At 34.0% G+C, this 19356-nt stretch carries 17 protein-coding genes; 14 read left to right on the top strand and 3 right to left on the bottom strand.

Annotated features, from left to right (window positions below; translation table 11 throughout):
* Positions 1 to 132 precede the first annotated feature (132 nt).
* The 3 genes from MQX03_RS08785 to MQX03_RS08775 all read right to left on the bottom strand — a co-directional run bounded on the left by MQX03_RS08785 (position 133) and on the right by MQX03_RS08775 (position 2566).
* Positions 133 to 540, bottom strand: a complete 408-nt coding sequence (locus MQX03_RS08785) for a pepsin/retropepsin-like aspartic protease family protein (RefSeq protein ID WP_242802604.1) — start codon at positions 538 to 540, stop codon at positions 133 to 135.
* 801 nt (positions 541 to 1341) lie between these two features.
* Complete coding sequence (locus MQX03_RS08780; RefSeq protein WP_242802603.1) at positions 1342 to 1641, bottom strand: hypothetical protein; 300 nt, start codon at positions 1639 to 1641, stop codon at positions 1342 to 1344.
* Between the two features lie 7 nt (positions 1642 to 1648).
* Positions 1649 to 2566, bottom strand: a complete 918-nt coding sequence (locus MQX03_RS08775; RefSeq protein ID WP_242802602.1) for an alpha/beta hydrolase family protein — start codon at positions 2564 to 2566, stop codon at positions 1649 to 1651.
* 265 nt (positions 2567 to 2831) lie between these two features.
* Between MQX03_RS08775 and MQX03_RS08770 the strand changes: the two genes are divergently transcribed.
* The 14 genes from MQX03_RS08770 to MQX03_RS08705 all read left to right on the top strand — a co-directional run bounded on the left by MQX03_RS08770 (position 2832) and on the right by MQX03_RS08705 (position 18421).
* On the top strand, positions 2832 to 3917 hold the full coding sequence (locus tag MQX03_RS08770; protein ID WP_242802601.1) for a glycoside hydrolase family protein: 1086 nt from the start codon (positions 2832 to 2834) through the stop codon (positions 3915 to 3917).
* Between the two features lie 165 nt (positions 3918 to 4082).
* Complete coding sequence (locus tag MQX03_RS08765; RefSeq protein ID WP_129535822.1) at positions 4083 to 5153, top strand: formimidoylglutamase; 1071 nt, start codon at positions 4083 to 4085, stop codon at positions 5151 to 5153.
* Between the two features lie 3 nt (positions 5154 to 5156).
* Positions 5157 to 6158 carry a glycosyltransferase family 2 protein gene (locus MQX03_RS08760; RefSeq protein WP_242802600.1) on the top strand — a complete coding sequence of 334 codons (1002 nt, stop codon included), beginning with the start codon at positions 5157 to 5159 and terminating at the stop codon, positions 6156 to 6158.
* Positions 6159 to 6259: 101 nt separating this feature from the next.
* A complete protein-coding gene (locus tag MQX03_RS08755; protein WP_242802599.1) occupies positions 6260 to 7393 on the top strand; it encodes a glycosyltransferase family 4 protein in 1134 nt (377 codons plus the stop codon).
* A 29-nt stretch (positions 7394 to 7422) separates the two neighbouring features.
* Positions 7423 to 8259 carry a polysaccharide biosynthesis/export family protein gene (locus tag MQX03_RS08750; protein WP_242802598.1) on the top strand — a complete coding sequence of 279 codons (837 nt, stop codon included), beginning with the start codon at positions 7423 to 7425 and terminating at the stop codon, positions 8257 to 8259.
* 2 nt (positions 8260 to 8261) lie between these two features.
* Complete coding sequence (locus MQX03_RS08745) at positions 8262 to 10760, top strand: exopolysaccharide transport family protein (protein WP_242802597.1); 2499 nt, start codon at positions 8262 to 8264, stop codon at positions 10758 to 10760.
* A gap of 210 nt (positions 10761 to 10970) precedes the next feature.
* Positions 10971 to 11864 carry a type IX secretion system protein PorG gene (gene porG / locus MQX03_RS08740; protein ID WP_129535827.1) on the top strand — a complete coding sequence of 298 codons (894 nt, stop codon included), beginning with the start codon at positions 10971 to 10973 and terminating at the stop codon, positions 11862 to 11864.
* A 6-nt stretch (positions 11865 to 11870) separates the two neighbouring features.
* Positions 11871 to 12620, top strand: a complete 750-nt coding sequence (gene uppS / locus MQX03_RS08735; RefSeq protein ID WP_242802596.1) for a polyprenyl diphosphate synthase — start codon at positions 11871 to 11873, stop codon at positions 12618 to 12620.
* A gap of 26 nt (positions 12621 to 12646) precedes the next feature.
* Entirely contained in the window at positions 12647 to 15187 is a 2541-nt protein-coding gene (locus MQX03_RS08730) for a BamA/OMP85 family outer membrane protein (protein ID WP_242802595.1), read from the top strand.
* Between the two features lie 5 nt (positions 15188 to 15192).
* A complete protein-coding gene (locus MQX03_RS08725; protein ID WP_242802594.1) occupies positions 15193 to 15744 on the top strand; it encodes an OmpH family outer membrane protein in 552 nt (183 codons plus the stop codon).
* 73 nt (positions 15745 to 15817) lie between these two features.
* The gene (locus tag MQX03_RS08720; RefSeq protein ID WP_242802593.1) at positions 15818 to 16321 is read left to right on the top strand and encodes an OmpH family outer membrane protein; all 504 of its coding nucleotides are present in this window, start codon (positions 15818 to 15820) and stop codon (positions 16319 to 16321) included.
* Between the two features lie 68 nt (positions 16322 to 16389).
* Positions 16390 to 16875 carry an acyl-CoA thioesterase gene (locus MQX03_RS08715; RefSeq protein ID WP_242802592.1) on the top strand — a complete coding sequence of 162 codons (486 nt, stop codon included), beginning with the start codon at positions 16390 to 16392 and terminating at the stop codon, positions 16873 to 16875.
* Positions 16876 to 16877: 2 nt separating this feature from the next.
* The gene (rfbD, locus tag MQX03_RS08710; RefSeq protein ID WP_242802591.1) at positions 16878 to 17738 is read left to right on the top strand and encodes a dTDP-4-dehydrorhamnose reductase; all 861 of its coding nucleotides are present in this window, start codon (positions 16878 to 16880) and stop codon (positions 17736 to 17738) included.
* Positions 17739 to 17746: 8 nt separating this feature from the next.
* Entirely contained in the window at positions 17747 to 18421 is a 675-nt protein-coding gene (locus MQX03_RS08705; RefSeq protein ID WP_242802590.1) for a hypothetical protein, read from the top strand.
* Positions 18422 to 19356 lie beyond the last annotated feature (935 nt).

Raw genomic sequence — 19356 nt, 5'->3', positions numbered from 1 at the left:
TAAACCCCTTTTGATGATTTCAAAAGGGATTTTTTGTCTCTGAAATAAGCATTTTTGTATTTTCTCATTCAACGGGATAATCAAAGCCTTTAATTCAGGACATAGAGTGCTTTTGTAAGAATGTTTTATTAATTACAGTTCTATTGTCCATGTTTTATTTATGTAGTTAATATGAAATGATTTACAACGTTTAAGAAAATCAGTTCCAATAATAATTTTATACATAAAATTAAATGGAATGCTATAAAAATTTTCTGTAATTCTATAATCCATCATTCCAGCTAACCTAAATTCCAGACTGTAAACACTTACTTCGGCAACTTCATTCAGAGCTAAATATGCAACTCTCTCATTCTCTCTTTTTTCCAAATTTAGTGCAAGAGCCAATTCATTTTCTATTGAATATTGTGTTGCTCCTGTATCTAAAAGTGCTGGTACAAATTTCTTTAAAGGCTCAATCCAAAAATCTATAATTGGTTTTTCGGTTGGTAAAACGATCCCTTGCAAAGTAAGCCCTAATTCAAATGGTTTATGTATCATTACTCTAAAATAAAAGTTTTGTCATTATTTATTTTTAATATTAATAACCAAATATACTGACAATTCGCAATCAACACAAAAACTCATATAAATCAGTTATTTACCATTCAATTCATCCTCTGAATTCCGATATCGCGGATTTGCAATCCTTGCTGTTTATTTTTACTGTAATTGAAGTCACGGTTAGCGGTAGTTTTTATTCAATCAGCTTGAAGTTTGTTCACTCTTTTTCTGAATAACAGAAATTCTAAAGTTGTAAAAAATAGATAAATTATTGAAAAAAAAACAAGATTTTTGAATATAGTAACAGTGTTATTGTATAAAAGACGGTCAGTTAATATGTTAATAATTATAAAAATTACATAAAATAATGGTATTCCTAAAAATGTTAATAACGACAGATAAAAATTATTTCTAATCTTATCTATCAGATTCAGAAAAATTGCAAACGAACAAAAAGCCATTGCAATAAGATATATAAATGAATAAGCTAGGTTTAATAGTATATCTAAAATTTGTAAAATCCATTCAATAAAATTCCCATCAACTTGATTTGTTTCTGCAATTACAATTCTATAAGTAACGAATAGCGCAATACTTATTAAAATATTTATTAACCAAAACTTAAATATAATTCTTTTCATTTCAGATCAATTTTTATTGTAAAATTTTTCCGATAGCGCAGATTTGCTGTTTATCTTTATATTATCAATTGAAATCACGGACTGCAAATCCACGACATCGAGTTTTGTGTTTGTTAAATTTGAAAGTGAGTTGAACGCTTACTGATGTATTCGCTCCTTAGTCTCCGTAAGCAACTAATCCACTTTGTTTTTTGTCAGCAATATCAAATAATTGAATTAACTTTTTAACATCAATATCAGACTGCAATTGCTTTTCTAAAATTGTTTGTCGGATTTGTTTAATTAAAAAAATCTCTAATCTAAAATCTGAGTAAAAGTCAAATCGCCTATCAATTATTCCTTTATTCTGCAAATTGTCAAATGTTTTGCAATCAAGTTTACCGATAAATTCAAGTCCTAATTGCTCGGGATAACTTGGTTTTGCTTGAGCATCTCCTATAATGTAAAAATCTAGCATCTCGTGTCTATTTTAGTTTTACATTCTTCATCCACTCAATAACATTTTTCATCGGCTTTTCATCTTCTGAGAACGCCGTATTATGACCTAATTCCGGAAATAATCTATACTCATAACGTTTGCCTTTTGTTTTTAATGTATTCAGATGTTCAATGGATAAATTTACGGGTACCTGAATATCTTTACCACCAAAAATCCATAGTCCAGGGATTGATAATTTGGAAAGGACATCTTGCGGATCAGTATCTGTAAATTCGTATTTGTCCGGGTCGGTCATGGTGTGTTTGCGGGCATCTTCTTCTGTGTGCGTATCCCAGAATTTTGAATTTCCATTGGTGTAAAACTGAAACCTAAGTTGCTCTTTCACCGTTATCAATGCACCACTGAAAATCGCCATAAATTTGACTTTCTTATTCTTCTCTGCAGTCAACGGAATAATCCATCCGGCCTGGCTTGCACCCGTTAAGCCTATTGAGATTTGATTGTTTGATAAATATTTGGATAATACATCCACTGCAGCACTTGCATCCAGAGATAAAAGATTAAGATTTGATGCGTCCACATTATTGGTTCCTACTTCAGGTCCGGCATAGATACCGCCAGATTCTCCGACACCACGTTTGTCATAAGTTAAAACCGCAATCCCATTTTTAGCCAGTTGCGTTGCAAATTTCGTCATCCTTTTTTCTTGTCCGGAACCATGAACCATTACAACAGCCGCAGAAAAATGATCGGGCTTATAAATAGTTCCGGCAAGCGAGTCTCCTTCACTGATGAATTTTATATTCTTGGTTATAAAGCCTGGCGGAACTGCCATCACGTGAGTAGCAGTGGCCAAAAGAAATAATACCAAAAGAAAATTTCTGCAAAATTGTTTTCTATTTACGATCTTTTTACAAACAGTCGGTTTATTTATAGTTTTCATTTTCATTTTTGGTTTAGTCGCTCTCTATTAGTAATGAAGTTTTGCGGTTGTGTTAGCGATTTTTTTTTCTATTATTAATCAGTCAAATATAACGATTTTCCCACTCCAAAAATCTTTACTAGCCAATCCTTCTTACCTTAATTTCTATCCTTTTAGACTGAATAATATTAAAAACATTATAAACAATATTATTTAAAACGTAAACCCGAAACCGCAGGACACTATTTGAATAGCTTTCTTCTACATTAGCTGAAAATCAAATACAATGAGCCAGTCAAAATACACCCGCAGAGATTTTTTACAAACTTCAGCCTTGGGAATTGCAGCAGTATTCTTCAGTTCATCATTTACTCGCGCATTTGATTTTTCAGACAAGCCTTATTTTAATTTAAAACCCATCGGAAGATCTTTAGAATTGGACGGTTACTATATTTGGTGCTCTTCTCCGATTTGGGGCGAAGACGGTAAAGTGCATCTTTTCTACTCCCGCTGGAAAAAAGAAAAAGGAATGGGCGGCTGGCTCAACGGTTCTGAGATCTGCCGTGCAGAAGCCAACTCGCCTTTTGAAGAATTTCAACATAAACAAGTTATTCTCGCTCCGAGAGGGGGCGGATTTTGGGATGCAACAACCTGTCATAATCCATTGATCAAAAAAGTCGAAGATCAATATTACCTGTTCTTCATGGGGACTTCCAACGGAAAGACGAATACCAAAAGAATAGGATTGGCTACTTCAAAAAGCCTAGATGGAGACTGGACTAGACCTGAACAACCATTGCTTCTTCCCGGAGAAAAAGGTGCTTGGGATGATCATTGTACCACCAATCCTGCTTTTGTAAAAGGAAACGACGGAAAATACTGGCTGTTCTACAAATCATGGAACACCGAAGAATATGAAACCCAAAAAGGAGCAGTCCGAGGAAACCGAAAATATGGATTGGCAAAAGCCGATTCTCCAGCTGGACCTTACCAAAAAGTTTCTGAAAATCCGGTGATTGATTTTTCATCTTTGCCCAATAATGCTCAGTTAGAAGATGCATTCATTTGGAAACAAAACGGGAAATTTCATATGGTCGCCCGGGATATGGGATTTTTTAATCATGAATATGGTTTGCATTTAACCACAAAAGACGGCATCAAATGGAAAAAACCCGAAATTGCCTACCTCAATATGCAGCATTATATACAGGAAGCAACGCCGCCGAAACATTTAAAAAGATTTGGAAGACTTGAGCGTCCTATGATTTTGATGAGTAAAGATGGAAAAAGACCTCAGTTTTTATTCGGAGCCACGCAGGGCGGGAAGTTTGAGACTTCTACGACTTTTGTGTTTGAGATTTTGAAAGGTTGAGACTATAATACATGTTTGGAAACCTTGTCAAAGTTTCAAACTTTGACAAGGTTGGATTTTCGCAAAAGGAATCAAAAAATCGATTTCAATTTTAAAATCTGATTTCTAAACTCTGCTTACTCATTTAATTTTAATATTTTTGAGCTTTAATAAGTATTTGAGCACATGGATTTTGAAGATTTTATCATTTCCCCAAGAAATTTCAGGACAGAAAACTGGCAGATCGGCAGTAAGATTACCAAAGAAATAAAAGAAGACAGCATTGTTTTGCTCTTTGTTTCCGATTATCGTGGTGCAAATGGCGATGCAGAAGTGCAGGATTTCACAGCAATCAGAAGAGAGTTTTACAAACTTTCACAACTTGATTTTGAAATTCCGGTAGTAGATTTGGGAGATTTGGTTTCAGGGAAATCTGTGGAAGATTCGCATTACATTTTGCAGGAAGTTTTGTCGGCTTGTCATTCAAAAAGAGCCATTCCGGTGATTATTGGTGGTTCCAATGATTTTGCTTTTTCTTTATTTTCAGGATTAAATTTTCATCAGCAAAATATCAACTATACTCAAATCAGCAATATTATTTCATTGAAACAAGGTGAAAGTATTGATGAGCATACTTTTTTAAGCAAAATTTTAGGCTCGAAAAATTTTTCTATCAAAAATTATCATCATCTCGGTTATCAAAAGCATCTAAACGAATCAGATTCGGTAAAACTCATCAAAGAGGTTGAATTTGACATTGTTCGTTTGGCTGAAATGATGAATTCTACTGAGAAAACAGAACCTTTTTTCAGAAAAGCAGATTTGGTGACGGTAAATTGTGATGCGATTGAAAGTTTCAGTGATGCTTTTTCGATGAATCCGCAGGTGAATGGTTTAAACAGAAGAGAAATCTGTGCATATATGAAAGAAATCGGACTGAGTGAAAACCTGAAATCAGTTGGGATATTTAATTATAATATTTATACTGAAAATCAGCTCAATCATCAGCTTTTGGCACAAATGATTTGGTATCTGATCGAAGGAATCAATATTCAGCAGTCGCATCCTAAGGAAAGACAATATGAAATGTTCTATGTTTTGATTGAGGACAGGCAATATGCTTTCAAACGAGATACGTTCAGTAATCTTTGGTATTTTGGAGACGATGAAAATATTGAAAACTGTATTCCGTGTTCGAGAAAAGATTTTGATGAAGCCAAAAAAGGCTGGCTAAGCGCAAGATTTACAAAAAGCTAAACGATGATAAACGTTCCCTCTTTAATTTCTATCATCGTTCCGGTTTATAATGTCGAAAATTATTTGGCTAAATGTCTTGATTCTTTAATGAATCAGACGTATCAGAATATTGAAATTCTGGTAGTAAATGATGGAAGTAAAGATTCTTCTGAGAGAATAATTCAAGACTACGCTCAAAGATTTCCCGAAAAGATTAAAGCTTTTAATAAAGAAAACGGAGGTTTAAGTGATGCCAGAAATTTTGGGCTAGACCATGTAGCTGGAGATTATGTAGGATTTGTCGACAGCGATGATTACGTTACGGAAACGATGTTTGAAGAAATGCTGAATTTAGCATTAAAACATCAGGCTGAAATAGTCATCTGCAACATCCAGAAAGTTGATGAGCATGGAAATGTAACTCAAAAGCTTACGCAAATTCCTAATATGCCCGAGAAAATTGATTTGGAAAGTCATTTTTCTGTCTTTTCAGATTTAAGCTATTTTGCTTGTAATAAACTGTTTAAAAAAGATCTTTTTAAAGATAAAAGGTTTAAAAAAGGAATTCATTATGAAGATATTCAGTTGATTCCGCAGTTATTGCTGGAGTGTAAAACTTTGGCACAAACGCAGAATTTTCATTATCAATATTTGGAACGAACTGATTCTATTTCAAAAACACATACAGAAAAAGGTCTTGATATCTTAAATGCAGTGAAAGATGTGGAGGTTTTTTTCCAAAAATCACAGTATTCTACCAAACTAAAAGAGCTGAAGAATTTCCAAATTTTGGAAGGTATTTATACCTTTTTGGCGTATTTAGCATTTGTGAAAGATGAAAGTGTTTTCTATGAAATGGCGCATCAATTAGACGTTTTCATACAAGAACGGAATATTAATTTTAAAGATATATTGAATTACAATCGTTTTGATACGAATTATATTTTATCTTTGCCCCTGAAAAAAAAGATATTTTATCTGCTCTTTTTTGCTGGACAAAAAAAACTGATAAGAAAATTAATGTAAACACAAGTGATAAGAAATTTGTCAGAATAACAAATGACTGACAAATATTTCACTAAGACATTTCGGTCAACTAAGCCCGAAAGGTACTTAACAGAAAAAAAATGAAGAATTTTGAATTGTTCTTATATAGCTCTGGAATTTCTATTTTTTATGTAAAAATAGGTCTGGGCTTTCTATTCTCTTTTTTAATCACATTTTTCTCAATTCCCACCATTATTAAAATTTCCAGAAGAAAAAATCTGATGGATGAACCAGGCGTTAGAAGTTCGCACCTTAGAAAAATCCCTAATCTTGGTGGCATTGCGATGTTTTATTCAATCGGTATCTGTACTTCGGTTTTTGCTTACGAACTTTTTGATTTATATAAATTTCTCTTTGCCTCGCTCATTGTTCTGCTTTATGTGGGCGTGATGGATGATATTGTGGTGATGAGAGCATACAAAAAATTGGTGGCTCAAATTATTGTTTCTGCATTTATCGTCATAGGTTCAGATATCAGAATCAGAAATCTTTTCGGGATCTGCGGAATTTATCAAATTAATTACCTGATAAGTATAATTGTTACCATTATTACTTTTGTTATATTGATTAATGCTTTTAACTTAATTGATGGAATTGACGGTTTGGCAGGCGGTTACTCAGTAATATGTTGTGCGCTTTTTGGCATTAGCTATTATCGTTTAGGGGAATATAATTATCCTCTGGTTGTGCTATCTGTAGTGATTATTGGCTCGGTGCTCGCATTTCTGTACTATAATTTGTCAAATTACAGAGCAACCAAAATATTTATGGGAGACACAGGATCTATGCTTTTAGGATTTTTACTGGCATTTACCTGTATTTGTTTTATTGATATTTTTATTGATAAAAAACTTCCGAATATCCCGAGATATCATTTACAATCAGCTCCGGTAATTGCTGTAGCCATTTTGATTTTGCCGATTGTTGATACCCTCAACGTTATTTTGGTCAGACTTTGGAATAAAAAATCTCCTTTTGAGGCAGATAAAAATCATATTCACCATAAACTATTAAAGCTTGATTTAACGCACAGAAGATCTAGCTTTTATATCATAACTTATTATCTTTTTATTATTGCAGTAGCTTATTTTATGAGACACAGTAATGTGAATTTTCTGCTGATTTTAGTTTTAGCATTGGGTTTCTTGGGAGCTTATCTTCCAGATGTCTTTTATTTGATGAGAAATAACAATAATTTAAAAAGTAATAATTAAATTTCTATTTTTGCAAACTACATTTAATTATGATGAAAATCTTTAAGTATATTTTATTTTTAATTTTACCATTCCTTTTATCATCTTGCATCACTTCAAAAGATGTGAAATATATGCAGCCAAGCGAAAGTCTGGTGATTAATGAAGAAGGTCTGATTCCTTACAATATTCCCGTGTATAGAATTACTAAAAATGACATGTTGATTCTTAATATCGTAACGACCCCCAAAGGTGATGCTGCGCAATTTTATTCTTCATTGAACTCATCGACGGGACAAAGTACTATAAGCGTAACAGGTGGTTCAGGATCAGGAGGCAATGCTATCATTTATTTTAATGGTTTGAGAGTTGATTCAAAAGGAGACATCAATGTTTTCGGAATTGGTTATATCAAAGCTGAAGGCAGAACTACTGAAGATATTAGGTTGGAAATTCAGGAAAAAGTCAACGAAAACTTTCAGGAAGGAAAATCTGAGGTTAGGCTAGATACCAATGGTATTACTTATTATATTTTAGGTGATGTTGAAACAACTGGTATGACAGGAGAAAAGGTTGCACACAAAAATACTTTGACGCTTTCTGAAGCGATTGCCATTAATGGAGGATTAAATAGGACGATTGATAGAAAAAATATTGTCATTCACAGAAAATATCCAGAAGGAATTAAAAAAGCGAAAATAGATCTTACTAGAGAAGATGTAATGAATTCTCCATATTATTATGTGCAAAACGGTGACGAAATATTCCTTACTACACAGAGAAGAGCACTTAATGGTTTCGGAAAAGATCCTATACAGACTCTTATAAGCGGGGTTTCTGTAATTACTACCGCATTATCAATTTATCTACTTCTTAAAAACCTTTAATTATGATTCCAGGAAAAGATGCTACTGTAGATAAAAATGCAGCTCAGAAAGAAAAATTTGGATCATTTGCACTTTTTGATGTTGAACATTTCTTAAGAAGACTTTTAAAAAATTGGTATTGGTTTGTTTTTATGCTTTTGTTAGGCTATGGCTTTTCATGGTTTTATGGGAAGTATTATGCACAAAGTATTTATGCATCAAACTTATCTCTAAGTATCTCAAGCAATACTGCAAGTTACTTCACACCAAGCCAATCGATTAATTTCATTTGGGGACAAAATGGAAATCAGGATGGAGTTTATCTTAAAAAGATGCTTTTGTCAAGATCTCATAATGAATTTTTGGTGAAGGAGCTCAATTACTTTGTCAATTATCAGACAAAAGGACTCATTAAGTCTACTTATTTGGACAAAGATGATTCACCAGTGTTCCTAGAGGTTGACAGAAAACATCTTCAGCAGGTCAATTATCCGATTACATTGATTCCAAAAGGAAATGGTTCCTATGAAGTAGTTTTGCCGGAGGAAGGTGAATCTACCAATCTATACTCCTACGATTTTGAAGGGTTCCAGAATATTAATGCTTTTGAAAGACCTGCCAATAAGATAATAAAGGTCAACGAGTGGTACACTTCTCCAAACTTAAGATTTAGATTATTGCCAAATCCTGTGGCTCCTAAAATCAAATTAGAAAATATTATTGTTAATTTAACTACGGTAAATGATGCTGTAAACGGGATTATTAGTACTGTAGGGGTTGATTTTGATAAAGAGATTAATACAATCATGATTATCACCAAAACAGGTTTTAATCTTAATAGTACAGTTAATTTCTTAAATAAATCGGTTGCAGAATTGCAGAAGAAAAGATTTAATGATAAAATAAAAGTAGATAAAAATACAGAACTTTATCTTAAAGAAAGTTTGGGAAGCATACGAAAGAAGTTAGATTCCAGTGGTGCTGTTCTTAATTACTTGAAAGTTACTGAAAAACTATATGATATTTCGAATCGTGACGAAAAGTCGCTCACGAGAATCAAAGATCTTGAAGCAAAAAAAGCTGAAATTCTTAGCAAAATGTCTTCTTTGAGTAATATCAGAAATTCTGTAGAAACTCAAAATTTTGATAAAATGATCAGCTCTTCGGCCGCAGGCTTTGATGACGGATTGTTTACTGCGTCTGTATCGGAGTTGAAAGCTTTGTATCTCAAGAAAAGAGAATTATCTACAATCTATACTCCGAATTCTGAACCCATTAAAGAAGTCAACAGGCTTATCAGCGAAGCAAAACAGAATTCTTCAGGTTCATTAAGAAATGTTTATAATGTATATACCGAACAACTGAGCAAGATAGATCAGCAAGTTGGTGAAGCAAATTCCGAACTATCAACGTATCCTGAAAAGCAAAGAAAATATTTGGATGCTGAAAGAGGGTACAACATGATTGAAGCTACCTATAACAGCTTGTTGAGCAGGCAAAACGAGAGTCAGATGAGATTGGCGACCAATCAATCTGATATGACGGTCATTGACCCGGCAAAGAATCTGGGACAGAGCCCAATCGGACCGAATGTGAAAGGTACTAAAATGGCAATCATCGGAGGTTTATTGGCTCTTCCATTTATATTTATACTGATTGGAGGACTTTTAGACAGCAAAATTAGAAATATCAAAGAATTACTAAGCGCAACAAAAATCCCACTATTGGGTGTTATTGGAAATAATAACAGTGAAAATATGTTGACCGTTTTAGAATCTCCAAAATCATCTGTTTCTGAAGCTTTCAGGGGAATTAGAGCAAATATGAGATTCTTATCGAATGAAGATGGTAAAAGTAAAGTTATCTTGATAACTTCTTCTGTAGGAGGTGAAGGGAAAACCTATGTTTCTATCAACTTAGCTTCTGTATTAGGATTAAGTGATAAAAAAACAATCTTATTAGGGATGGATCTTAGAAAGCCTAAAATTTTCGGAGATTTTAATATAGATAATAAAAATGGTATTTCAAATTACCTTACAGGTGAGGTGACGATTGAGCAAATCATTAATAAAACCAAAATTCCTAATTTGGATGTTGCTACATCGGGGCCTATTCCGCCAAACCCATCTGAGCTTTTGATGAGTGCAAGAAACCTTCAGTTGATTGAGGAGCTTAAAACCAGGTATGATTTTATCATTATCGACTCTCCGCCAGTAGGTTTGGTTGCAGACTCTTATGATTTGATGAAGCATTCGGATGCCAATTTATACGTAGTGCGTCATGAGTATACAGAAAAGTATATGCTGAAAATGATTACAGAAAAATATCACAATGATGAGATCAAACATCTAGGATTCGTGTATAATGATTACGTAGTGAAACAGGGTTACGGCTACGGTTATGGCTACGGTTACGGCTATGGCTATGGTTATGGTTATTTTGATGAAGACAAAAATTACAAAGAGCCAATGCTTATAAAAATACGAAACATAGTTAAAGCAATTTTTACTAAAAATAAATAATATCAAGCCCTCAATAAATGGGGGTTTGTTGTTATCTGAGAAAACAGAATCTGTTAAAAAAAGAATAATTTTGCTTGTTTGTCGTTTACTTTATAACAAATTATGTTTTTTTGTTTATTTTTAACGAAACATTAAGGTTATCATTAATATAAAAATGTTTTATATTTGCAAAAATTAATTTTTAAAATAACCATAAATCCATATTCTTCTATGAATAAAAAATTATTGTTTAGCTTCCTTACCCTCTTAGGCACAATGGTAAGTATAAAGGCACAAAGAAATGAATTGGGAATTCGTCTTGGGATGAGTAATTTAGTAGGTGATATAGGAAAAACCAATTACATTCTGCAACAACCATTGGATTTTGACAGGGTTTCAGATTGGGGAGTTCCTTTTTATGGTGGTTTGTTATATAGATTCAATTTTAACCCTCACCAGACTGTGAGAGTAGATTTAGGTTACAATCAAGTGCAGTTTAGTGATAAAGCTGCTAAAGAAGAGTATAGAAGAAATAGAAATTCATTTGGTAAGAACAATGTATATGAAGCAAGCGTTGTATTCGAATACAATTTCTTCCCGGTAAATAATGAGCAGTTAAGCATGTTGAGTCCTTATATTTTTGCTGGTGTTGGAGGTTTGATGTATGATGCTCCAAAAGCAACATTAAATCATGACTACAGAAGAAATGCTGATGGGGTAGCGCAAGCGCCGGTTGATGAACTAGATTTCGTTACCACTACAGAATATACGATGGGAAGAAAAACTGTTGCTCATATTCCTTTTGGAGTTGGTTTAAAATATAAATTCAATCATGGTTGGGCAATATTTGCAGAAGCTACATTCAGATATACTTTGACAGATCAGTTAGATCACAGCAAAATATTATCTAAAGATTTGATTTCAAATTATAATGCTGATATCATAAATCCTTCTACTGGCGGATCGCTTTTGCAGACAGGAGATTATTTTGCAGTTTCAAAAGAGAGAGAAGCCGCTTTCTTAAATAAAAGAACAGTCGGTGATCCCGAGTCAAAAGATTGGATGAATACCTTTAGTTTAGGATTGACCTATTCTTTCGGAAGGCCACCATGTTATTGTGATTAATTAATTATGTCGTTGATTAAAGATAAAATAGATTCCGAGAGTTTACCGCAGCATGTAGCCATCATTATGGATGGTAATGGAAGATGGGCAAAATCTCGAGGTGAAGAAAGAACGTATGGTCACAAAAATGCCATTGATGCAGTAAGAAATGCTATTAATGCATGTAATGAAATCAGCATACCCTATCTTACACTCTACACATTTTCCTCAGAAAACTGGAAGCGTCCTACTGATGAAGTAAATACGCTGATGTCTCTGCTTACAGAAACCTTGCTTTTGGAGGCCGATGAAATCTTCAGTAAGGGTCTGCGTATGCACGTAATCGGGAATCTGGATAAATTACCACCTTTGGTGAAAGAACAACTTTTAAAGGTTGTTGATTTAACTAAAGAAAACGCGAAAGGCAATTTGGTTTTGGCGATAAGCTACGGCTCGCAAAACGAAATCCTTAATGCCGTTAAAAACATCAGTTCCGACGTAAAAGAAGGGAAAGTTGATATTGAAAATATTGATGAAAAATTATTTGAAAACTATCTTTATACCAAAGATTTTCCACCTGTAGATTTGTTGATCAGAACCAGTGGCGAAATAAGGATAAGCAATTTTCTACTTTGGCAGATTGCCTACGCAGAATTGCAGTTTCTAAATGTTTTGTGGCCGGATTTCACAAAAGATATCTTCTTCCAATGTATTGTTGATTATCAAAACAAGGAAAGACGATATGGCCTTACGGGCGAACAAATACAAATCCAGTAAATTAAGAAAAGAAAGATTACGATAAAATGAAGTTTAGACTATTACCCATCATTATGTTTGCTGCTTCTGCACATTTTTATGGACAGGTGACGCCACAAGACAGCACAAAGGTAAACACTACCTCTGTTCTTGCGGAAAATCAAACAGGAACTTACACTCTGAAAGACATTGTTGTTGATGGGGTAAAAAAATATACACCTGCACAAATCTTAAGATTTACAGGTCTTACCAAAGGTGAAGAAGTTGATATTCCGGGGCAGAAAATCAGCAACGGTATCAAGAAGCTTTGGGACTCTCAATCTTTCTCTGAAGTAGAAGTTTACATCGAGAGTATTGAAGGAAAAACTGTCGTTTTGAAGTTTTATCTTCAGGATTTAAAAGACCTTGGTGAAGTAAAATTCACTGGGAAAGGGATTGGTAAATCTAAAAACGAAAAATTAGCCAAAGATAATAACCTGAAGCCAGGTACAAAAATCACCCAGAATCTTATCTCCAGCCTTAAAACAAATATCCCTAAGGATTATGTGAAAAAAGGTTTTGCAGATGCTAAAATCAGCATCGAAGATAAGGTGAATGCGGGTGATCCTAATTTGGTTGACTGGACGATTAATGTAGATAAGGGCAGAAGAGTAAAAATCAGCCATATCGAGTTTGAAGGTAACGAAAGTATTACTGATGCTAAATTAAGAAAGAAAGCATTCAAAGAAACTAAACAAAAAAGATTTGGTATTGGTGGTATTTTAAAATCTTCAAAATTTATCGAAGAAAAATATCAGGAAGACAAACAGAGTTTAGTTAATTATTATAACTCTTTAGGATACAGAGATGCTCAAATTGTTTCTGATTCTGTTTGGAGAAATAAGAAAAATAACTACGAAATTAACGTAAAACTGAAAGAAGGTAAAAAATACTACATCGGTGATATTACTTTCACCGGAAATACAGTTTACGCTACAGAATATCTTCAAAGAAAGTTAGGATATAAAAAAGGTGATATCTATGATGCGGTAGGATTCAACAAAAAAGTTGGGGAAGACGGTGGTAAGGAAGACGATTCTGATATCAAATCGATGTACATGAATAACGGTTACCTTTTCTCAAACATTACACCGGTAGAAAAATCTATTTCAGGAGATAACATCAACCTAGAAATCAGAATCAATGAAGGAGAGCAGGCAACTTGGAACAGAGTGACTTGGGAAGGAAATACAACGACCCATGACCACGTTATTTTAAGAGCTTTAAGAACAAAACCGGGAGAATTATTCAAGAAAACAGAAATTAAAAGAACGTATTTTGATTTAGCAGGGATGTCATTCTTTGACCCTCAGCAAATTGGTCAGGATATTCAGCCTAATCAGCAGGATAATACGGTAGATATCAATTGGAAATTGGTTGAAAAAGGATCTTCTCAGGTTCAGTTGCAGGCAGGTTATGGTGGTAACAGCTTTATCGGAACTTTAGGATTGACGTTCAACAACTTCTCTCTTAGAAATTTCTTGAAATTCAAAGACTTCAGACCGGTTCCTCAGGGAGACGGGCAAACATTGTCTATCACAGCACAAGCAGGTCAGTATTTCCAAAACTATGGTGTTTCTTTTGTAGAGCCTTGGTTATTTGGTACGAAGCCAACTGCACTTTCTGTAAGTTTAAATAACTCAAGAGTAAATTATAGTCAGGTAAGCGGTCCGGATCAGAGATTAAATATTTTCTCGGCAACGGTAGGTCTGAACAGATTGTTGAAATGGCCGGATGATTATTTCTCATTATACACTGGTATTCAGTTCCAAAAATATAACTTCAGTAACTATCCGTTTGAGTTTGGGGATACTACAGAATTGTATGGTAACGCCAATAACTTAAGTTTAAATATTGGATTAAGTAGAAACTCTGCGGGTATCGATCCTATTTTCCCAACAACGGGTTCTAATATTGAATTGTCAGGTAAATTTACTCCGCCATATTCATTGTTTAGCAATAAAGACTACTCTACAATGTCTCCTACAGACAAATATAAGTGGATGGAATTCTATAAAATCAAATTTAAAGCGGACGTTTACAACGAAGTTGCCGGTAAATTGGTTTTAAGATCTTCTGCTGAAATGGGATTCATGGATGGGTATAACAAGCAATTGGGAGCTCCGCCATTTGAAAGATTCTATGTAGGTGGTACAGGACTTTTTGGAGGTAGATTTGACGGTAGAGAATTAATTCCTTTGAGAGGTTACGAAAATGCTTCTACTTACGGAGGAGAATACGATGATATTACCCCACGAGGTGGAGGTACTATTTACAATAGATTTACGTTAGAACTAAGATATCCGATATCAATGAGTCAAACTGCCAAAATTTACGCATTGACTTTTGCTGAAGGTGGTAATGTTTGGAACACTTGGAGCAAGTACAACCCTTTCCAGTTGAAAAGATCAATTGGTGTTGGTGTAAGAGTTTACATGGGGGCATTTGGTTTGATCGGATTTGATTTTGCTTATGGTTTTGATAAGACAATTTTAAGTACAGAACCTCATGGAAACCAGACCCACTTCCTAATGAACCAATCTTTATAATAAAAATGAAGAATTTTAAAATACTTTTCACATCTTTAGCGCTCTTGCTTTTCGGCTTCAGCAATGCTCAGAAAATAGGCGTTGTTGACACCAATTATATTTTGAATATGATGCCGCAATATAAAGAGGCAGAAGCAAGATTAAATTCTCAGATTGATACTTGGGAACAAGAACTTCAAAGTATGCAGGCTGAGTACGACAAGAAAAAATCAGCCTTCGAAAACGAAAAAGTTTTATTGATAGGTGATCAGTTGAAGTTGAGAGAAAAGGAAGTAGCAGATTTAGATAAAAACATCAAAACCACTACAAGTTTAAGATTCGGAAAAACAGGTGAGATTCACCAATTAAGAGCCAACTTGGTAGAGCCATTCCAGGATCAAATCTTTACAGCCATCAGAACGATGGTACAAAAGAATGGTTTGGGCATAGTTCTTGATAAAAGTAACGACATTAATGTGATTTCTCTTGAAAAAAGATATGATTATACAGACAAAGTATTAGATATTCTATTAAAAGGAACAACAGATAAAGAAAAAAAATCAAGTAAAAAAAAGTAAAATTAGTTTCTCAGAATTAACTTTTGCTTAAATTTAAAATCTAAAAACAAAATTAATTATTTATTACCCCGTTATGAAAAAATTAAGTGTATTATTTGCAGCAGCGATGATGGTTGTATCTGTAGGTATGGCAAAAGCCCAAAAATTGGCTACGTTAGATGTCGCAGGTATTCTTAATGCAATGCCAGAAAAGAAAAAAGCTGATGCAGATTTAACAGCTTTTGTAAATGCTAAACAAGCTGAAATAAAGAAAAAGGGAGAAGCTGCACAAGCGAAGTATGCGCTTTATCAAAAAGAAGCTCCTACGAAAACCGAAGCTGAAAACAAAGCAAGAGGTGAGGAAATGCAAAAACTTCAGGAAGAGATGGCTCAGATGGAAGACAAAATGAGAAAAGACGCTACTGCTAAGCAGGATGCCCTTTTCGAGCCTATCGAGAAAAAATTGATGGAAGTTGTAAACAAAGTTGCTAAAGCAAACGGTTACGATTATATCATGGATGCAAACTCTACTGGTCTTGTTTACAAGAATGGTCCTGATGCAACTGCAGCTGTTAAAAAAGAATTAGGTCAGCCTTAATAGAGATATTAACAAAGATTTATAAAAACTACCACTTCTATTAGAGGTGGTTTTTTTATTTTTGCGCTATGGAAAAAGAAGTATCAACTACGGTAAAAATAAGATTCAGCGATTGTGATCCTATTGGGCATCTGAATAATGTGAAATATTTAGATTACATGTTTAACGCCAGAGAAGATCATGTAGAAGAATTTTATGGTTTCACTTACGAAGAATACACAAAAAAAACAGGCTGCACCTGGATTGCTATTCAAAACGAAATTGCATATTTACGGGAAGTGAGATACAATACCCAAGTTGTCATCAGCAGCAAAACCATAGAAATACAAGACAGAACGGCAAAGGTCGAAATTTTAATGAAAAGTCTCGATGAAAAAACTGTTCATGCAGTTCTTTGGGTGACTGTTATTTATTTCAATGTCAAAACAAGAAAGTCAGAAGTTCATCCTGAAGACATAAAAGATACTTTCCACAAATTCTTTGTAAATTTAGAACAGAAAGATTTCCAGCCAAGAGTTAAATTTTTAAGATCACAAAACGCAAAAAATTCATAATAATGAAAAAGATAGTAGTAATAGGCAGCAACGGACAATTAGGAAATTGTATCAGGAAAATTGCTCCCAATTTTGAATTAGATTATGAATTCGTTTTTACAGATTCAAAAACTTTAGACATCACCAGTGAAGAGCAAATCAATGAGTTCTTTTCAGAACAAAAACCGGAATTCTGCATTAATGCTTCAGCATATACTGCAGTAGATCTTGCCGAGCAGGAAAAAGAAAAGGCATTTGCAGTGAATGCGTATGGAGTAGAGAATTTGGCAAAAGCTTGTTCGGAGCACCAAACGGTTTTCATTCACGTTTCTACAGACTATGTTTTTGATGGCGAAACCAACTTAGATTATTCAGAAGATGATTTTACAAATCCCATCGGAGTTTATGGTGAGTCTAAAAGAATTGGTGAAGAACTAGCTTTAGAAGCAAATTCTCAAACCATTATTTTAAGAACATCTTGGTTGTATTCGGAGTTTAATAAGAATTTTGTTAAAACGATGCTGAATTTATTCTCTCATAAAGACGAGTTAGGAATCGTAGGTGATCAGTTTGGTCAGCCTACCAACGCAAACGATTTGGCAGAAGCAATTATGGAGATCATCGAAAACCCGAAAAAAACTTTCGGAATTTTCCATTTTTCCAACTATCCCGAAACTACATGGTTTGAGTTTGCAAAAAAAATCGCAGACTTTTCAAAATCATCTGTGAAATTAAATTCTTTAACCACTGAGCAATACCCAACTCCGGCAAAAAGACCAAAGAGAAGTACGATGTGTTTAGATAAAATTGAAGAAATTTATAAAATAGAACCCAAGCATTGGGAAAACAGTCTGGAAGAATGTGTAGAAATTCTTTCTAAATAATTTTACACATGAAAAATCTTATCATTGCTTTATTGGTTTTCTTTGTTCAAATAATCAATGCGCAAAACGTGTTCTTGACTAAAGTCGAAAAAACCAACGAGAATCAGGATAAATTTCTATATCATATTATAGAAATCAACGACGCAGAATATTTGGGTGAAATCGAAGTTCAGGGATTCTCAAATGACGATGCTGCTGTATTTTCTCAAATCTATAAGAAAGCAAAAGAAGTTGGAGCCAACTCTTACACTGTAAAACCATTCGAAAATGTCGATGGTAATTTTCAGAAATTTAATGCTTCAAATTATAGACTTAAGCTCTATCATATTTCTTCCGAAAAATTGGCACAGGAACAAGGTGATTTATATCTGTTTGCATCCTCATCAAAAGATCAAAAGATAAGCATCAATAGAAAAGACTACAATATTTCTCCACGTACTTATTTAAAGATTCCCTTAGCTTCTGGCGAAGTGTACACCATTTCAACAAAGAAACTTTTGGGTTCCACAATAAAAATTCAGAAAGGTGCAAAAAATTCCGATCAATATTATCAGATTTCCTCAGCACGATTAGGAAACAGCTCCCAAAACGACGGAACTCTTCATCTAAAATCTGGTGACATCGTTGGTTTAGAAAAATCTTTCGCCGAATTTCTGTCAGTCATTTATCAGGAAACAAAATAATATTGAATTTAAACGATTTTAAAATATTGCCTCAGAGAATTTCTGGGGCATTTCTTATTAAAAAATAGTTTCATATATCACAACTCCGTCACACTTCATTTTTATTATTAGCTTTCTCCCGCTATCCACTCATACTCCTCGCGCCAATGCTTTTTCCAACGCTTGCTGTGGGGTAACCGTTTCTATCGGGGCTAGGGTAGTGGTCATATATCAAAACTTGTCAAAGTAAAAACTGACTTTCTACATTAAATATATTAGAGTCAAGTAAACCTCATAATCAACATCTCAACAAAACTTCCGATATGCTTTTATCAATAAGACCGACAGGTAAAAAAAAAATCCCGAATCACTCATAAGCTCTATTAGGGCCTCTATGTTTATAACATCACGTTCAAACATTAAATCATAAGCTCCATCGGAGCGTGATGTTTGTAGTGTAATTTACAATAAAGAGAATGAGCTCCGTAGGAGCGCCACATGACATTGTTGTTTCCGACACATTCACGTTAACCCCCATCCTCCAACCTCTAACCTAATGAAAATTTTTCTCCCACGCTTTCAAGGTTTTACCGTCAAATATGAATAAAATATGAATTTTATGTTAAATAGATTTGGAAGTATGGGGGTAAAGTTGGTACTTTTGCCCCACTGAAAACGAGAGTATATCAGTAGCGCAGGAGGGCCTTCGGGCATATAATTTAAGTTACTTTAACGGGATGTAAATCAGAAAAAGATTCATTAAATTTTTAGCGATAAAAATTTGTGAGAATAAAAAAGATTTGTATCTTTGCAATCCCAATACGGGAAGCGCAGGAGTAGCAGATTGAAGGTTTAGGAAAAGGGTTTAGGGTTACTTAAAAAACTTTAAAATTTCTTTAAAAAACATTTGGTCAATTAGAAATAAGTTATTACTTTTGCACACGCAAATACGGCAA

It is taken from the genome of Chryseobacterium aahli (assembly GCF_022699665.1).
GTDB lineage: Bacteria > Bacteroidota > Bacteroidia > Flavobacteriales > Weeksellaceae > Chryseobacterium > Chryseobacterium aahli.
The sequence above is the reverse complement of the archived record's forward strand: the minus strand, read 5'-3'. Positions and strand labels throughout refer to the sequence as shown.